The following is a 15,132-nucleotide window of genomic DNA, read 5'->3' on the forward strand; positions in this document are numbered from 1 at the left end:
GCCCCAACCCCACCCGGCGGGGACGAGTATCCCCAACCCGGCAAGGACAGGTGCCCCACACCGACCCGGCGGAAGCAGGTACCCCAACCCGACCCGGCAGGAACGAGTATCCCCAACCGGCGAGGACGGGTGTCCCACCCACCCCGACGGAAGCGGGTACCCCAGCCCCACCCGGCAGGAACGAGTGCCCCCAACCCGGCAAGGACAGGTGCCCCACACCGACCCGGCGGAAGCAGGTACCCCAGCCCCGCCCGGCAAGGGCGGGTGCCCCGACGACCCGGCGGTGACAAGTGCCTCCACCCCCACCCGGAGGGTGACACGTGCCCCCACCCCGGCGGGGGAAGTAACCCCGCCGCCTTGCGTTCGTACGTATCGGACGTCGCGCGATCCTCCCCGCCTGCGGACGACGCCAAGTGCCCGGCACGGCCCGGACCGAACCGCCGCCGTGTCGGGCCGCTCGTACGGACGCCGACCCCGCCCTGGCGTGTTCACCGATGGTAGTTGTCCACTCAATGATTGTCCGCCGATGAAAGGGATTCAATCCGACTTTTTTCCGACCCGTTCCGGCCAGGGCCCCGCGGCCGGTACAGCAGTGGCAGAAGGCCAGTTCACGGACCTGAGCACACCGTCGAGACCACCCACGACGAGCCCGTCGGAATCGGCGTGGAGGCCCGACACGCCGCCGACGTCCCACCGCCACCACTCGTCGCCGGTCGTACCGGACAGTGCGCGTACGCCCCGGCGGTCGGCGGCGTACACGGTGTCGTGGCCGATGCCGAGCGAGGACAGTCCGCCGTGCGGCGCGCCCCGCGCACTCCAGCGCACGGACCCGTCGGCGGCGTTCAGCGCCGTCACCTCGCCCTCGACCGTGGCGACCACCAGCGTCGTACCGGCCTGGACGGGCGGGTGGTGGACCGTGCCGTCCAGCCGGCGGGACCAGCGCGTGCCGCCGGTACGGGCCGCGACGGCGGCGACCGTGCCGTCGGCGGAGGCCGTGTAGACCACGCCGCCGGGGCCGGCCACCGGGCCCGCGAACGACGCTCCCCCGGGCCGTATCCGCCACAGCGCGGCGCCGTCGGTCAGCCGCCAGGCGCCCAGTGACCCGTCGTCGGTACGGCAGTAGACCGCGTGCTCGTCGACCGCCGGGGTGCCGGCGACGACGCCCACGCCGGGCGCGCTCCACCGCGGCGCGGGGACGGCCGGGTCGAAGAGGTGGAGGTCGCGGCGGCTGCACACGACCAGCGGCGGCGTCCGGCCACCGCGCTCCTCGCCCGGGGCGAGCGCCACCGCGTGCACCGGCGCGGGGAAGTCCTCCCGGGAGTGCGCGGGTCCGCTCGGGCGGATGCGCACCACGTGCGTCGAGCCGTCGGCGGTGCCCATGGCGACCGTGTCCCCGGCCCGTACCAGGCCGCCGCGCGCGGCATGGCCGAGGTCCAGGTGCCAGCGCTCCACGCCGGTGGCCCGGTCCAGGGCGTGCAGCGCGCCGGCGGCGGTGACCGCGAGGACCAGGTCGCCGTGGACCACGGGGGCGCCGCGCAGCCAGTCGTAGCACCGCCAGGTCCACCGGGTGCGGACCGGTGTGCCGTCCGCCGTGGCCGGTGCCGAGGCAGCGGTCGTCCTGCGGTGGTGGGACCGTTCGGCCGGGAAGGCGTCGTCCGCGGAGAAGTCGTCCCCGACCCCGGCCAGGGTGCGCAACCGGTCGCGGTGCCGGTCCAGTACGGCCAGGGCGCGGCCGGGCAGCGGCAGGCACCGCGACACGCTGCCGCCGCCCTCGCGGGCCCGGGCCAGCACGGCGGCGGTCGAGGGCCGGTGCTCGGGGGCGGCCTCCATGCAGTCGGCGATCAACTCCCGTAGCGGGCCGCGGTCCAGGCCGCGCAGATCGGGCGGGTCGGTCATCGCCCGCAGCCGGATCTCCATCTGGTTCTGGCCGTCGCGCGGCGGGTGGCCGGTGGCGGCGAACAGCAGCGAGGCGCCGAGGGCGAACACATCGGCCTCGCTCTGCGCCCGCCCGAGCCCGTCCGCCTGCTCGGGCGCCGCGTACTGGAAGCTGCCCATGGCGTCGGCGGTCGAGGTCAGCCGGGGATCGCCGACCAGCCTGACCAGGCTGAAGTCGATGACCCAGGCCCGGGCCCTGGTGATCAGGACATTGCTCGGCTTGAGGTCGCGGTGGTAGAGCCCGTCGGCGTGCAGCACCCGGAAGGTGTCCGCGAGCCCGGCCGCCAGCGCCCACACGGACCGCTCGGGCAACGGCCCCGCCCGGTCGACGAGTTGCTGGAGCGAGGGGCCGGGTATGTAGCGGGTGGCCAGCCACGGCCGGCGCCCGGCCGGGTCGGAGCCGAGCAGTTCGGGCACCCCGCGCCCGGCCGCCCGGCCGAGCGCCTCGACCTCGCTGGCGAAGCGCGGCCGCAGCCGTTCGGAGTCGGCGATGTCCTGCCGGATCAGCTTGACGGCCGCGAGCGTGCCGCCGGCCGTCCGCCGGGCCAGGAACACTTCGCCGAAGCCGCCCACGCCGATCCGGCAGAGCGTTCCGAAGTCGCCGAGCAGCCGCGGGTCGTCCGGGGTCAGCGGTTCCATGTCCATGCCTCAGCCCACCTCTCCGGTCGGCCCGGAGCCGGCCGGCAGCGCCGCCGGTTCCACGGCGCCGGCCAGGGCGCGCAGGCAGGCCAGGGTCCCCGACCGCTCCCGCAGCCGCAGCAGCAGGTCCAGATGGGCCCTGCCCGCCGCTCCCCTCACCTGGGGCACGACCCCCTCGTACACGGTCAGCCGGGCGGGCGAGTCCGCGGGGTGGGTGTAGCAGAGCCAGGGGGTGTACGCCGTGGGGTCGGGCGCCCAGGTCGCGGCCGTCAGCGCCGCCCGGCAGCCGTAGGGCAGCAGCGCGGCCACCGCGTCCATCGTCTCGATCCGGGTCAGCGCGTACCGGCTGGTGTGCGCGACCAGGGCGAGGGGGCCGGTCAGCGCCGCCGCCGCGGTGGCCGCGGCCCAGCCGAAGTCGACGTCCTCGTCGAGCAGTCGGGCCAGCCGGGGCAGCGGGTCGGTGTCGATCCGCAGGCTCAGCTCGTCCGGCACGTCCGTATCGCCGGGGCCGGGCGGCAGGACGACCGGGAGGACCGCGTCCCACAGCGCGGCCAGGCCGGCGCCGTGCCGGGCCAGGTCCTCGTAGCGCACGGCGAAGTAACGCGTCGCCACCGGGCGGCGGCCCGCGGAGTCCCAGATGTCGGCGCCGCCGACGCGCCAGTCGGTCACCGAGACGCTCACCCGCCGCGCGGAGGACCGTCCGTCGCCGGAGACGCCGAACGAGATCCAGGGCAGGTTCTCACCGGGCCGGCCGGACGAGGACCACTGCGGAGGGGTGCCGAACAAGGTGTCGCGTACCAGCCTTTCGAATGCGTGGAAGCCGGACCGGCCCGCGCTGCACGCGAGCACCCGGTAGTCACCGGTGTCCGCGGGCGGCTTGGACAGCAGGGCCCACTGGGCGCGGACGAGGGCGGGCTCGTTCATGGGCTCAGTCCTCATCCGACAGTCCCAGGGCCACCAGCGGCTCCAGTACGTTCACCGGCCGGGCGGGCCCGCGCAGCAGGGCGCCGCCGCCGTCGTGGACGACGTTGTAGCAGTCGTCGGGGTCGAGGGAGCCGTCCGGGCGGCGGTGGAAGCCGACCGCGGACAGCACGAACCACGAGACGCGCTCGGGCAGGAAGTGCTCGCCGACCAGCCGGCGTACGTCCGCCACGGCCGTCGAGTGCCCGGCCAGCCACGCGGCGAACGGCCCGGCGTCCTCCGGTGCCACGCAGGGGTCGCCGTCGGCGTTCTGGTTCACCCAGCCGCCGGACCGGGCGAGGGCGAACAGCCGGGGCTGGTCGAACTTGCTGACGCAGACGGCCACATGGTGCGGCAGCCGGTCGCGGATCAGCCGGTCGCGCGCCGCGTACTCGCCGCTCAGCCGGCGCAGCGGCGGGGCCACGTTCTCCTCCTGCAATCCCTCGCCGCCCTTGTCGGGGAAGGGGTCGACGAGCAGCAGGATGCGGCGGGCGGCGGCCAGATGGCGGTCGACGTCGGGGTCCATACCGTGCCCGTGCATGAACTCGGACCCGTGCGCGTCGAAGAAGTCGACGCCGAAATCGACCTGCCGGCGCCCACCGTCGGGCGAGTCCGGGTCCGGCAGGTCGGCGAGGAAGCGGTAGGTGAAGCCCCGGGGGGTCAAGGTGGCATCGGGGAAACGGCGTTCGACGGCAAGGTAGTTGGACTGCAGGATCATGAAGTGCTCGGCCGTCGTGTCCTCGGGGACGATGGCCCATCGCCCCCGGCCGACCGGTGAGCGGATGGCGGCCAGCCGGAGCGCGCCCAGGAGCGAGGTCTTGCCGCTGCTGGGGGCGCCGAGCACCGCGATCGCGTCCTTCGGTGCCGGAAGGGCGGCCGGGGCCGGGCCGCGCGCCGGGAGCGACGCCACGGCACCGGGCGGATCGGTGGGCGGGGCGGTGTCCGGGAGCACGGCGGTGGCCGGGGCCAGGGCGGGGGGCAGAACGGTGTCCGGGGCCGGGGCCGTCGTCTCCGTGACGGCCCGGGGCTCCTTCTGCCGTTGCGGGACGTCGACGCCGGAGCGCGCCAGCCACTGTTCGACGGCCTCCACCGCCGATCGGTACGCGGGCCCGAGCCCCCTGAGCACCAGGGCGGCGATCTCGGCCAGCGGCCGTACCTCCGGGTCGATCTCGCTCGCGCGCTCGCGCTGTTCGCGGGAGGCCAGAAAGGCCGGGAAGGTCAGCGGGGTCAGCCCGAACAGCCCGGTGACGTACCGGGAGACGACGGTGAACAGCCGCAGCGCGTCGTCGCCCTCCATGCCCTCGAAGAGCCGTCGCCGCAGGTCGCCGACGAACTCGTACTCGCTGGCGCCGCGCGGTGCGGCCGCGTCGCCGGGCCGCTTGCGCAGCAGACCGCTGAGGAAGACCTCGGCCAGCGGCGCCGGGTCGCTGTGCTCGCCCGCGGCGAGACTGGTCGCGCGGTGCACCAGCCACATGGTGTCGAGGTTGAGCGGCGCGACGGACAGCGACCGCAGCAGCCGTCTGGCCCGCAGCGTGGCGGTGGCGTCGAACTCCCGCAGCAGCGCGGTCGCTTCGGCGCGCGGCGGGGCCGCCCCCAATGCCTGGTACGGGACGCCCGGTCGGTGCCGGGCGCTCACGATCCACGCGGAGCCGGACACCGTACGGCCGTCGTCCCCGGTGACCAGGGACGCCCAGCGGGTCAGCGGGGCCGCCGCCAGCGGCACCACGGGCACGGCCCGCGCGTCGCCGCCGTCCGCCGGGACCCCGCCGGGACGCAGCTCTTCGAGCGACCAGCCGGCCGGCCGGAAGCCGTGGGTGCCGCCCGCGCCGCGTACGCTGCCGCCGCCGTCGGGGTCCGGGCGGAAGTACACCGGCAGCGGGTTGATCCCGGTCCGCGGCCACAGGTGCCGGGGCAGCAGATGGACGACGACGACCGGCCCGTAACCGGCCAGCCGGTGCAGTTGTCCCGCCATCCGGCCATCGTGCCAGCCGCCGCCCACCCCGTCGGTGAGGAAGGCCACGACCCGGCGGCCGTTGGGCTCGACCAGCTCGCCCAGCCCGGTGTCGCCGCCCGGGCTGCGCAGCACCATGCGGTCACCGGCCGAGCACAGCCGGCGTACCGTCACCGACCGGAAGGAACGGCTGCGTTCGGCGCCCTGGGCCGCCTCCCGCAGCAGTTGTCCCCACAGCCGCATCGAGGGCCCGGTGTCGTCACAGACCAGGGTGAGGTCGTAGTACGGCTCGGGCGCGGGCCTGCACACCGGGAGGACCATGCCGGTGGCCGCCGTCCACTGCGCGGAAAGCTCCTCGTCGACCTCCTGCCGTACGGGCGAGGGGCGGGTGCGGCGCAGGGCGTGCAGGGCGCGGCCGAGGCCGATCGGGTCGGGCAGCGCCCGGGGCACGGCGGGCGCGGCCACGTCGCCGGTGAGGCCGCCGGCCGCGGCGAGCACGGCCGCGGCCTCCCGGGGATACAGGTCGAGTCCGGCGGCCCGGGCCCCGCCCGCCGGCCCGGTGGCGGTGGCGCGCGGCCCGGCGCCCGGCCCGGCCGCGTCCCGGTGGACGGTGGGGGGCGTCACGGTGGGCGCGGGCTCGGCCGGGCGGCCGGGGGCGGCGGAGATCCGGCGGGCCAGCCAGGCGATGTCCAGCACCTCGGACATGCCGATGTCGGCCCCCGACTTCAGCAGCGCCTCCGCCATCGCCGTGTCCACGCTCACGCTCATGCCCCGGACAAGGGGTGCAGGACGGCTTCCCTGATGGTCTCCAGGTCCCCGGGGCCGAGTTGGGCGCTGAGTCGCAGCCGTACGGCGTTGATCAGCTGGTCGGGCGAGAGCTGACGGCCCTCGGTCATGAGCCGCTCGTACTCGACGACGATGTCCTCGACCTGTCCGGCGTCGGTCAGCTCGGGCACATGGGTGAGGACGATCTTCCGCAGCCGCTCGCCCTCCGGGTGTCCGAGGCGCAGGAAGAGGCAGCGCCGGCGGAAGGCCGCGGAGAACTCGCGCTCGCCGTTGCTGGTGAGGATCACCACCGGGAACTGCGCGCAGCGCACCTTGCCGTGGTGCACCGGGACCCGGGGGCCGCCGTCGGCGGGCAGTACGCGCACGGGGGAGAGTTCGGTGCGGCGCAGCTCGGGGATCTCGTAGCCGCCGGTCTCGAAGACGTGCAGCAGGTCGTTGGGGAGGTCGACGTCGCTCTTGTCTATCTCGTCGATGAGCAGCACCCGGGGGCGGCGCCGGGGCAGCAGGGCGTCGCCGAGGGGGCCGAGCCGGAGGTACTTGCCGATGTCCTCGGCCGCCTCCGGGATCCGGTCGGGGGCGATCCGCTGCTGGAGGTTGACGTCGTGCAGCCGGCCGAGCACGTCGTAGTCGTACAGGCCCTCCTTGAGGGTGGAGCGGCTGGTGATGCCCCAGCGCAGCACGGGTCCCAGGCCGAGTTCCCTGGCGATACTGGCCGCCAGGGTGGTCTTGCCCGTACCGGGCGGTCCGGTGACCAGCAGCGGGCGGCGCAGGTGGATGGCCGCGTTGACCAGGTCGCGGGCGCGGGGGTCGCCCTGGTAGGAGACGGCGATGTGGTCCTCCCACGAGGGCGCCCGGCCGTCCGCCGGCGGTGGCGGCACGGGCCGGCGGGGGTCGTCCGCCGTCAGCTCGTGCTCCTTGTCCTCGCGGACGAGGCGGGGCAGGCCGAAGGCCCGCCAGGGCGGCGGGGCGGGCAGGTCGGGCGGGGCGGGCACCGTGGCTCGGCCGTCGCCGCGCGGCTCCTCGTCGGGCTGCCGCCCTCGGTAGACCCACCAGTCCGGGGTGGGGGCGTCCTCGGGCTCGCTCATCGCACCTCTCCTTCCACGGGCGCGGTGACTGCTGTCTGGACGAGAGGAGAACGACGCGGATCGTCGAAGAGCACGGTGACGTTCCGGAATGTACCGGCGCCGGCGTCCATGTACTGCCGTAATTCGAACATGATCTCCGGTATCTCCTGGAGTGGACGCCTCATCAGTTCCGCGCGGAGCCTGCTCTCGAAGGCCAGCCGGTGGCAGGGCGGGCCCATCTCCCGCAGCGGGCAGTCCGTATGGCAGTCGGCGCGCGGCCATATGGCCAGCACCGCGCCCGAGTTGACCGCGCTGGCGACGTCGTCGGCGCCCATGGCGACGCTCCTGGGCCGGGAGAGCACGATGCCGGCCACGGCGTCGGCGCCCTTGCGGGCGAAGACCTGGCCGACGGTCGGCGCGGTCGGCGCGGGGGCGTTTCCCGTCGACCGGGTGTCGGCGCTGTCCTCGGCCGCGCCGGTGTGGGGGACGTCCTCGGGGCCCGCGCACGTCCCCCACACCAGCGCGGCCGCGGGCACGGACTCCATCGCCGGTCCGCGCTCCTGCCAGGGCAGCACCTGGGCGCCGGGGGCGTTCCGCCATCTGCTGCGTACGACCAGGGGCGCCGTGTCGCCGATCACCGGGGCCCGGCCCTCCTCCACCTCGAACGGGACGAAGGCGTGGAAGTCGTGGTCGAACAGGCCGTTCTCCACGATGAACTCGACCCGCGCCCGGTACAGCACCGACCCGAAGCCGGCCAGCGCCCGCGCGAAGGTCCGCAGAAAGCCCTCGTGCAGCCGGTCCCGGGGCCAGGCTCCGGTCACCGGGGAGACGCGCTGGAGCAGCGGCCCGGCGTAGAACCACGCCTGCGCGGTGTAGTACGGCTCCGGTTCCGGTCCCCGGAACGGCGGGGCGTCCTCGGTCATCTCGGCCGCCCGGTCGAAGAGCACCACCAGCACGCAGCCGTCGGCGGACACCTGCGGCAGGGGGGTGAGGGAGGCGAGCGCGGGCAGGTGGGCCCGGCGCGCCACTTCGCCGTACCAGCGCCGGATCTCCGCGCCCACTTCGGGATTGGGGGCGAGTTCGGCGCAAAGGGTGACGATGTAGGGCTGGCGTCCTTCGGGTCTGGCCAGCCTCGCCACATGGGCGGCGAACTCGGGGAACGGCTGCCCGGGGTCGGCGGGGAGCAGTCCGTCCTGCATCAGCCGGAAGCGCACGTCGCCTTCGCGGACTTCGCCGATGTCGCCCGCGGCGAGGATACGGCGCAGCTCTTCCGCCTGCTCCTCGGTGACCGTCACATGCAGCCGGTAGTCGCCCCTGAGCAGCGGGGCGCCCTGCCGGGCCGCGAAGAAGATCGTGGGGATGCTGTCCGCTTCCCGGGCGTGGAAATCCCGGTCGAACTCGGCCTTCAGCCGCTCGGCCGTCCTTGCCACCCGGCCGAGGTCGAGCGAGGTCCACGCCCCCTCCGCCCCGGCCGTCAGCTCCGTCACCAGGCGGCGGGAGAAGACGCCGCCCCGGCCGGTGAAGACGGCCTGGTCGCCGAGGCGGGTCGCCTGGAGTTCGAGTTGGTCGACGTGGTCGGAGCGCGGCACGCCCGCGCCCTCGGCGAAGAGGCGGGCGGCCCGGCCGTCGAAACCGACGGCCCTGGCGTCGTCCTCCCGGCACGCGTCGATGACGTAGAGCTGACGGCCGGGACGGCCGGGGCCGTTCATGTACCGGACCATGTCGCCGAGTTCCACCCGCTCGCCCGGCGGGAGGTACAGCCACTGCCGGCGGTCGGCGCGGCCGACGGCGCCGTGCCCGAGCCAGTAGAGGACGAAGGTGTCCTCCGGTCCCAGGGCGGTCATCTTCCGCTCCCCCGGGGCGAACTCGTCCGCCAGGGCCAGCGACGTGCCGAAGTCGACCTTGTGCTCGCCGGTCCCGGCCGCGAGTGAGGCCAGCACGTCCTTGCTGGCGTCCTGCGGATCGGCGAAGACCGTCACATGGCAGGTCTCCTCGGTGAACCCCAGGAGCCAGCGGACGAACGCGGCCGCGCACTCCACCGAGCCGGGCAGGTCGGGCAGCGTCGCCTCGCCGTACGTCTCGGGGCACACCACCAGCGCGCGCAGGGTCACCGCGGGCCGCCCTCGACCTGGACGCGGACGGCTTCGTACACCGCCCGGGTGGTCCAGTACGCGCTGTGCGCCCTCGGGAAGGGTTCCCGGGTGTCCACCTGGACGTCCACGACCCGGCTGCCGAAGTACGGGGCCGCGGGGTAGGAGAGCAGGTCCACGGGGTCGTGGAGGTTGAGCCAGCGGGCCCGGAAGCGCTCGGGCAGCGGCGCGCCCAGCCGGTGGGTTGCCAGGGCGTCGAGACCGTGGAGATACGGCACCTGGCTGCCGACCGTGACGACCAGCTCGACCTGCGGGAGCGATTCGGTGAGCAGCGTCTCGAAGGACGCGATCCCGCCGAGGCTGTGGCCGAGCAGGACGACGGGGCCCTCCACCGCACGGACCCGCTCGGCGATGAACCGGCGCAGTGCCTTGCCGCGGGCCTGGTAGACGAGGATGTCCCCGGCGGCGGGGGTGGCGAGGTCGAGGAGCTTGTCCCGGCGGCGGCGCAGATAGGGGCGGGCCGCGTACTGGGCGGTGGTCCAGGCGGCGCCGCGGGCCCGGCTGCCGACGCCGAGGGCGACACCGCCGAGCGCGTCGGTGAGCGCCCGGGCCAGGGCGTCGCGGTCGTCGGCGGCCACGATCACCCCGCCGGCCGCCTCCTCGCGGAGCCGGATGTACGCGGAGACCAGGGCGCGGGCGATCAGGTCGTGCGACTTGGCGGCCGCGAGGGAGGGTAACGCGGCCTGGAACTCGGCGTCGGCGAGGAGCAGGCGGGCGGCTTCGCGCAGGGCGGCGGGTTCGGGGGTGGTGGGCTGAGGGGCGGCGGCCTGGCGGGCGCCGGACTGACGGGCGTCGGCGGGGCCCTCCGGGCCGGCGCCGGCGGCGTCCGCGCGGTCCGGGCCGGGGAGGTCGGGGCCGGGTCCCTCGCCGGTCAGCGCGTCGCGTATCTCCGGCTGGTCGGGCAGGGCCGATATTCGGTCGCGGAGCAGGGAGAGAGCGCGGGCCGAGGGCGGGGGTGTGTCCTCCAGCGCCGTGAGCCGGATCTCGAACAGCGGGTCGTCGTAGAGGCGGGCCCATACCGCCCGCTCGGCGTCGGACCAGCGCGGGCCACCCGGCACGGCGCCTGTCCCGACGGGTTCCGCTTCGTCCTCTTCGGCCCGGGCGGTCGGCTGCGCGCCGACGCCGAGCACATCGCCCCACGCGCATCCCTCGACGGCCGCGTCCGGCAGCGCCTTCGCCAGTCCTCGGCGCACCTGCTCCAGGGTCACGTCATAACTGTCCGCACGCACACCTGTGCCGTGCACGAAAAGAATGGTCGTCATCCCCGCCCCCTGGTCCCCACCCGGTCACCGCCTGCGATGAGGCGGCGGACAGCTCACTGTAGCGGCAGAGCGTGACGAGAATTTCCCGTTCGCGAAAACCTCCGGCGGTCGGCCGCGCACACGTTCCGCAAGCGGCGAACGGGACAGGTGGGGCGGCTTCACCAGGGGCTTTCCGCTCGGGTGGGGCCGGTCGGGCGGCGGACACGGGCGGCCAGGTCCGGGCGGCAGCGGACTGTACGGCGTGCGGCGGGCGATTCGGGCGCGGACCCGGCGGGCGGGTCCGGCCGGTGGCGGGACGTACGGCGCGGTGGGGGGCCGGCGCCGGCGGACTCACGGTTCACCCGGTCGGCGCTGTTGCCAGGGGCGGCGGAATCGGTCAGACTTAACACCGAACGAACGGTCGGTTGGGAGGGTGTCATGGCCGCAGGCCCCGTCAGCAGCGCGCCGGGAGCGGAGGAAGAGCTCCAGGCGCAGTTCGACGCCACCATCGGGAGGGACCAGCGCGTCGAGCCGCGGGACTGGATGCCCGACGGCTACCGCAGGACCCTGATCCGGCAGATGGCGCAGCACGCGCACTCGGAGATCATCGGCATGCAGCCGGAGGGCGAGTGGATCACCCGGGCGCCCTCGCTGCGCCGCAAGGCGATCCTGTTCGCGAAGGTCCAGGACGAGGCGGGCCACGGGCTGTATCTCTACTCGGCCGCCGAGACCCTGGGCGCGGACCGCGCGGACCTGACCCAGCGGCTGATCGACGGCCGCCAGAAGTACTCGTCGATCTTCAACTACCCGACGCCGACCTTCGCCGACGTCGGAGTGATCGGCTGGTTCGTGGACGGCGCCGCGATCTGCAACCAGGTGCCGCTGTGCCGCAGTTCGTACGGCCCCTACGCCCGTTCCATGGTCCGGATCTGCAAGGAGGAGTCCTTCCACCAGCGGCAGGGCTACGAGTTGCTGATGACGATGATGCGCGGCACCCCGGCGCAGCGGGAGATGGTGCAGGACGCGGTGAACCGCTGGTGGTGGCCGTCGCTGATGATGTTCGGCCCGCCCGACGGCGACTCCCCCAACTCCGCGGCCTCCATGGCCTGGAAGATCAAGCGGCACAGCAACGACGAGCTGCGCAGGCGGTTCGTGGACATGACGGTCCCGCAGGCCGAGCGGCTCGGTGTGACCCTCCCCGACCCCGAGCTGCGGTGGAACGAGGAGAGCGGCCGGCACGACTTCGGCACCCCCGACTGGTCCGAGCTCAAGCGGGTGATCAGCGGCGACGGTCCGTGCAACGAGGAAAGGGTGGCGCGGCGCAGGGCCGCCCACGAGGAGGGCGCCTGGGTACGCGAGGCGGCCACCGCCCACGCGGCCAAGCAGGCGGCGCGGGCCGAGCGGTCCGCCCGGGCGGCGCGGACACAGGAAGGGAGCGCGGCATGAGCGAGACCACGGCGGCGGGCGCGAAGGGCGAATGGCCGCTCTACGAGGTGTTCGTCCGCGGCAAGCGCGGGCTGAACCATGTGCATGTCGGCTCGCTGCACGCCGCCGACGACAACATGGCGCTCACCCACGCCCGGGATGTCTACACCCGGCGCAACGAAGGGGTGTCCATATGGGTGGTGCGCTCCTCGCACATCGCCGCGTCGACCCGTGACGAGAAGGACCCGTTCTTCGCGCCGAGCGCCGACAAGGTCTACCGCCACCCCACCTTCTACGACATCCCCGACGATGTCCCGCACATCTGAGGAGAGGGACGGCATGAGCGACGCTTCCGACGACCACGTCTATCTCTCCCTGGCCGACGGGCAGGAGGACGGCGACGCCCAGTGGGCGTTCGGCACGGGCTTCGAGGACCCGCTGCACGGCGTCGACCAGTCCGTGCGCCCCGGGACCGACACCGCCGCGCTGACCGCTTGCCTGCTGGCGCTCGGGGACGACGCCCTGGTCGGCGCCCAGCGGCTGGCCCAGTGGTGCACCCGCGCCCCGGAGCTGGAGGAGGAGGTGGCGCTGGCCAATATCGGCCTCGACCTCCTGGGCCAGGCCCGGCTGCTGTACGCGCGCTGCGGGCAGGTGGACGGCACCGGCCGGAGCGAGGACGCGTACGCCTACTTCCGCGACCCGGCCGAATTCCGCAATGTACGGCTGACCGAGCTGCCCAACGGGGACTTCGCCTTCTCCGTCACCCGGCTGCTGGCGCTGTCCGCCTGGCGGCTGGCGCTCTTCGGGCAGCTCGCCTCGGCGGCTGACCCGGTGCTGGCGGCGGTCGCCGCGAAGGGTGTGCCCGAGCTGACCTACCACCGCCAGTTCGCCGCCGAGTGGGCGATACGGCTGGGCGACGGCACCGAGGAGTCGCACCGCCGGATGCGGGCGGCGGTCGACGCGGTCGCGCCCTGGCTCGACGAGCTCTTCGCCGACGGCCTGTTCACCGGCCACCCGGAGTTCGCGGTGGACATGGCGGCCGTGCGCGAGGAGACGGAGGCCGTGCTGCGGCAGGTGCTGACGGCCGCCGGGCTGGACCGCCCGGAGGACCGCCCGGCGCCGGACCCGATGGACCCGGCGCCGTCCGGGGCCGAGGGCGGCCGGCCTCACGGCGGTGGGCGGACCGGTGAGCACACCGAGCATCTGGCCCCGCTGCTGGCCGAGTTGCAGAGCGTGGCCCGCGCGCACCCGGAGGCGACATGGTGACCACCCTTTCCCGGATCGACGCACAGCTCGAGCGCGCCCGTGCCCGGCGGATCGCCGCGCAGGTGCCCGACCCCGAGCTGCCCATGCTGACGCTGGCCGACCTCGGCGTCCTGCGCGACGTGGAGGTCGGCCCCGACGGCACCGTGACCGCGAGCCTGACACCCACGTACTCCGGCTGTCCCGCGATAGCCGAGATGCGCGCCGATGTCGACGCGCGGCTGCGCAGGGCGGGCTTCGCGCGGGTGGAGATCCGTACGGTGCTCGACCCGCCGTGGACCAGCGACTGGATCACCCCGGACGGACACCGCAAGCTCCGCGCGTACGGCATCGCGCCGCCCGGCCCGGCGCCCCGGCACGCGCCGGGACCCGTACCGCTGGTGCTGGGTGCCGTGCGGCGGGCCGTGGAGTGTCCGCGGTGCGGCTCGGCGGACACCGAGGAGACCTCGCGGTTCTCCGCGACCGCCTGCAAGTCCCTGTGGCGCTGCCGCGCCTGCCTGGAACCCTTCGAGCACGTCAAGGAGCTGTGATGGCCCCGACCCCGAGCACCGGCGCGCGCCCCGCCGCCACCGCCCGGCCGCGGCGCCGGCCCGCGTTCCACCGTCTGCGGGTCGCCGACGTCCGGCCGCTGTGCGAGGACGCCGCGGTCGTCAGCTTCGAGATACCCGGTGAGCTGGCCGGGGAGTTCGCCCACCGGCCGGGTCAGTCGCTCACCCTGCGCCGGGAGATCGAGGGCCGCGACGAGCGCCGCTCGTACTCCATATGCTCGCCCGCGGGCGCCGCGCCGCGCATCGGTGTGCGGGAGGTGCCCGGCGGGCTGTTCTCCTCGTGGCTGGTGCACGAGGTGCGCCCCGGCGACATGGTCGAGGTGATGGCGCCGACCGGCTTCTTCACCCCGGATCCGGGCACGCCCGGCCACCATGTGCTGATCGCCGCGGGTTCCGGGATCACCCCCATGGTCTCGATCGCCGAGTCCGTGCTGGCCGCCGACCTCCGTTCGCGGGTCACCCTCTTCTACGGCAACCGGCGCACGGCCACGGTGATGTTCGCCGACGAGCTGGCCGACCTCAAGGACCTCTACCCGGACCGGCTGCAGATCGCGCACGTGCTGTCGCGCGAGCCCCGCGAGGCCGAGCTGTTCTCCGGCCGACTGGACGCCAGGCGGCTGAGCGCGCTGATCGACGGCCTGGTCGACGTGGGCAGCGCCGACCACTGGTGGCTGTGCGGCCCGCACGGCATGGTCACCGACGCCCAGAAGGTGCTGGCCGAACTGGGCGTACCGGAGGAGCGGGTGCACCAGGAGCTGTTCTTCGCCGACGACGAGCCCGTCACGGAGACCCGGCACGAGGACCGCGCCGCCGACGGCCCGGTCAGTCAGGTCACCATCGTCCTCGACGGCCGGGCGACCACCGCCGCGCTGCCGATGGACGGCACCGTCCTGGAGGGTGCCCAGCGCACCCGCCCCGACCTGCCGTTCGCCTGCAAGGGCGGGGTCTGCGGCACCTGCCGGGCCCTGGTCACCGAGGGCGCGGCCGACATGCGGCGCAACTTCGCCCTGGAGGCGGCCGAGGTCTCCGCCGGTTATGTGCTGACCTGCCAGTCCTTCCCGGCCTCCGACACCCTCACCGTCGACTACGACAGCTGACGCGGGGCCGTACAAGCCGGTCCGGGGCCCGTGTGTTCGCCGGGCCCCGGACCGTTGTTCCGTTGTCGTACGG

The 15,132-nt window shown here is 74.6% G+C and carries 11 protein-coding genes; 5 read left to right on the plus strand and 6 right to left on the minus strand.

Translation table 11 applies throughout. The annotated features are described in order from the left end of the window. Nucleotides 1-537: 537 nt before the first annotated feature. From OHA30_RS02435 to OHA30_RS02460, 6 genes are read right to left on the minus strand one after another with little or no spacing between them, the layout of a single operon-like run. On the minus strand, nucleotides 538-2,580 hold the full coding sequence (locus OHA30_RS02435) for a serine/threonine-protein kinase (protein ID WP_328912111.1): 2,043 nt from the start codon (nucleotides 2,578-2,580) through the stop codon (nucleotides 538-540). 3 nt (nucleotides 2,581-2,583) lie between these two features. After that, the gene (locus OHA30_RS02440; protein ID WP_328912112.1) at nucleotides 2,584-3,498 is read right to left on the minus strand and encodes a hypothetical protein; all 915 of its coding nucleotides are present in this window, start codon (nucleotides 3,496-3,498) and stop codon (nucleotides 2,584-2,586) included. Nucleotides 3,499-3,502: 4 nt separating this feature from the next. After that, nucleotides 3,503-6,253 (minus strand): SAV_2336 N-terminal domain-related protein, encoded by a 2,751-nt coding sequence (locus tag OHA30_RS02445; RefSeq protein WP_328912113.1) that lies wholly within the window; start codon nucleotides 6,251-6,253, stop codon nucleotides 3,503-3,505. Continuing rightward, nucleotides 6,250-7,356, minus strand: coding sequence for an AAA family ATPase (locus tag OHA30_RS02450; RefSeq protein ID WP_328912114.1), 1,107 nt, complete (start codon nucleotides 7,354-7,356; stop codon nucleotides 6,250-6,252). Before OHA30_RS02450 ends, OHA30_RS02445 begins: the two co-directional genes overlap by 4 nt. Continuing rightward, complete coding sequence (locus tag OHA30_RS02455) at nucleotides 7,353-9,446, minus strand: hypothetical protein (protein ID WP_328912115.1); 2,094 nt, start codon at nucleotides 9,444-9,446, stop codon at nucleotides 7,353-7,355. Before OHA30_RS02455 ends, OHA30_RS02450 begins: the two co-directional genes overlap by 4 nt. Then, nucleotides 9,443-10,747 (minus strand): hypothetical protein, encoded by a 1,305-nt coding sequence (locus OHA30_RS02460; RefSeq protein ID WP_328912116.1) that lies wholly within the window; start codon nucleotides 10,745-10,747, stop codon nucleotides 9,443-9,445. Before OHA30_RS02460 ends, OHA30_RS02455 begins: the two co-directional genes overlap by 4 nt. Nucleotides 10,748-11,164: 417 nt before the next feature. On the opposite strand from OHA30_RS02460, the gene paaA reads away from it, so the two are divergent. Genes paaA through paaE form a run of 5 tightly spaced genes read left to right on the plus strand, consistent with a single transcriptional unit; the run spans nucleotide 11,165 to nucleotide 15,059 of the window. Further along, nucleotides 11,165-12,172, plus strand: coding sequence for a 1,2-phenylacetyl-CoA epoxidase subunit PaaA (gene paaA / locus OHA30_RS02465; RefSeq protein ID WP_328912117.1), 1,008 nt, complete (start codon nucleotides 11,165-11,167; stop codon nucleotides 12,170-12,172). Continuing rightward, nucleotides 12,169-12,477 (plus strand): 1,2-phenylacetyl-CoA epoxidase subunit PaaB, encoded by a 309-nt coding sequence (paaB, locus tag OHA30_RS02470; protein ID WP_328912118.1) that lies wholly within the window; start codon nucleotides 12,169-12,171, stop codon nucleotides 12,475-12,477. Before paaA ends, paaB begins: the two co-directional genes overlap by 4 nt. Before the next feature lie 13 nt (nucleotides 12,478-12,490). After that, complete coding sequence (gene paaC / locus OHA30_RS02475) at nucleotides 12,491-13,417, plus strand: 1,2-phenylacetyl-CoA epoxidase subunit PaaC (protein WP_328912119.1); 927 nt, start codon at nucleotides 12,491-12,493, stop codon at nucleotides 13,415-13,417. Further along, nucleotides 13,411-13,944, plus strand: coding sequence for a 1,2-phenylacetyl-CoA epoxidase subunit PaaD (gene paaD / locus OHA30_RS02480; RefSeq protein WP_328912120.1), 534 nt, complete (start codon nucleotides 13,411-13,413; stop codon nucleotides 13,942-13,944). Before paaC ends, paaD begins: the two co-directional genes overlap by 7 nt. Then, nucleotides 13,944-15,059: a 1,2-phenylacetyl-CoA epoxidase subunit PaaE gene (paaE, locus tag OHA30_RS02485; RefSeq protein WP_328912121.1), complete on the plus strand. Its 1,116-nt coding sequence runs from the start codon at nucleotides 13,944-13,946 to the stop codon at nucleotides 15,057-15,059. Before paaD ends, paaE begins: the two co-directional genes overlap by 1 nt. Nucleotides 15,060-15,132 lie beyond the last annotated feature (73 nt).

It is taken from the genome of Streptomyces sp. NBC_00223, from assembly GCF_036199905.1.
Taxonomy (GTDB): Bacteria; Actinomycetota; Actinomycetes; order Streptomycetales; family Streptomycetaceae; genus Actinacidiphila.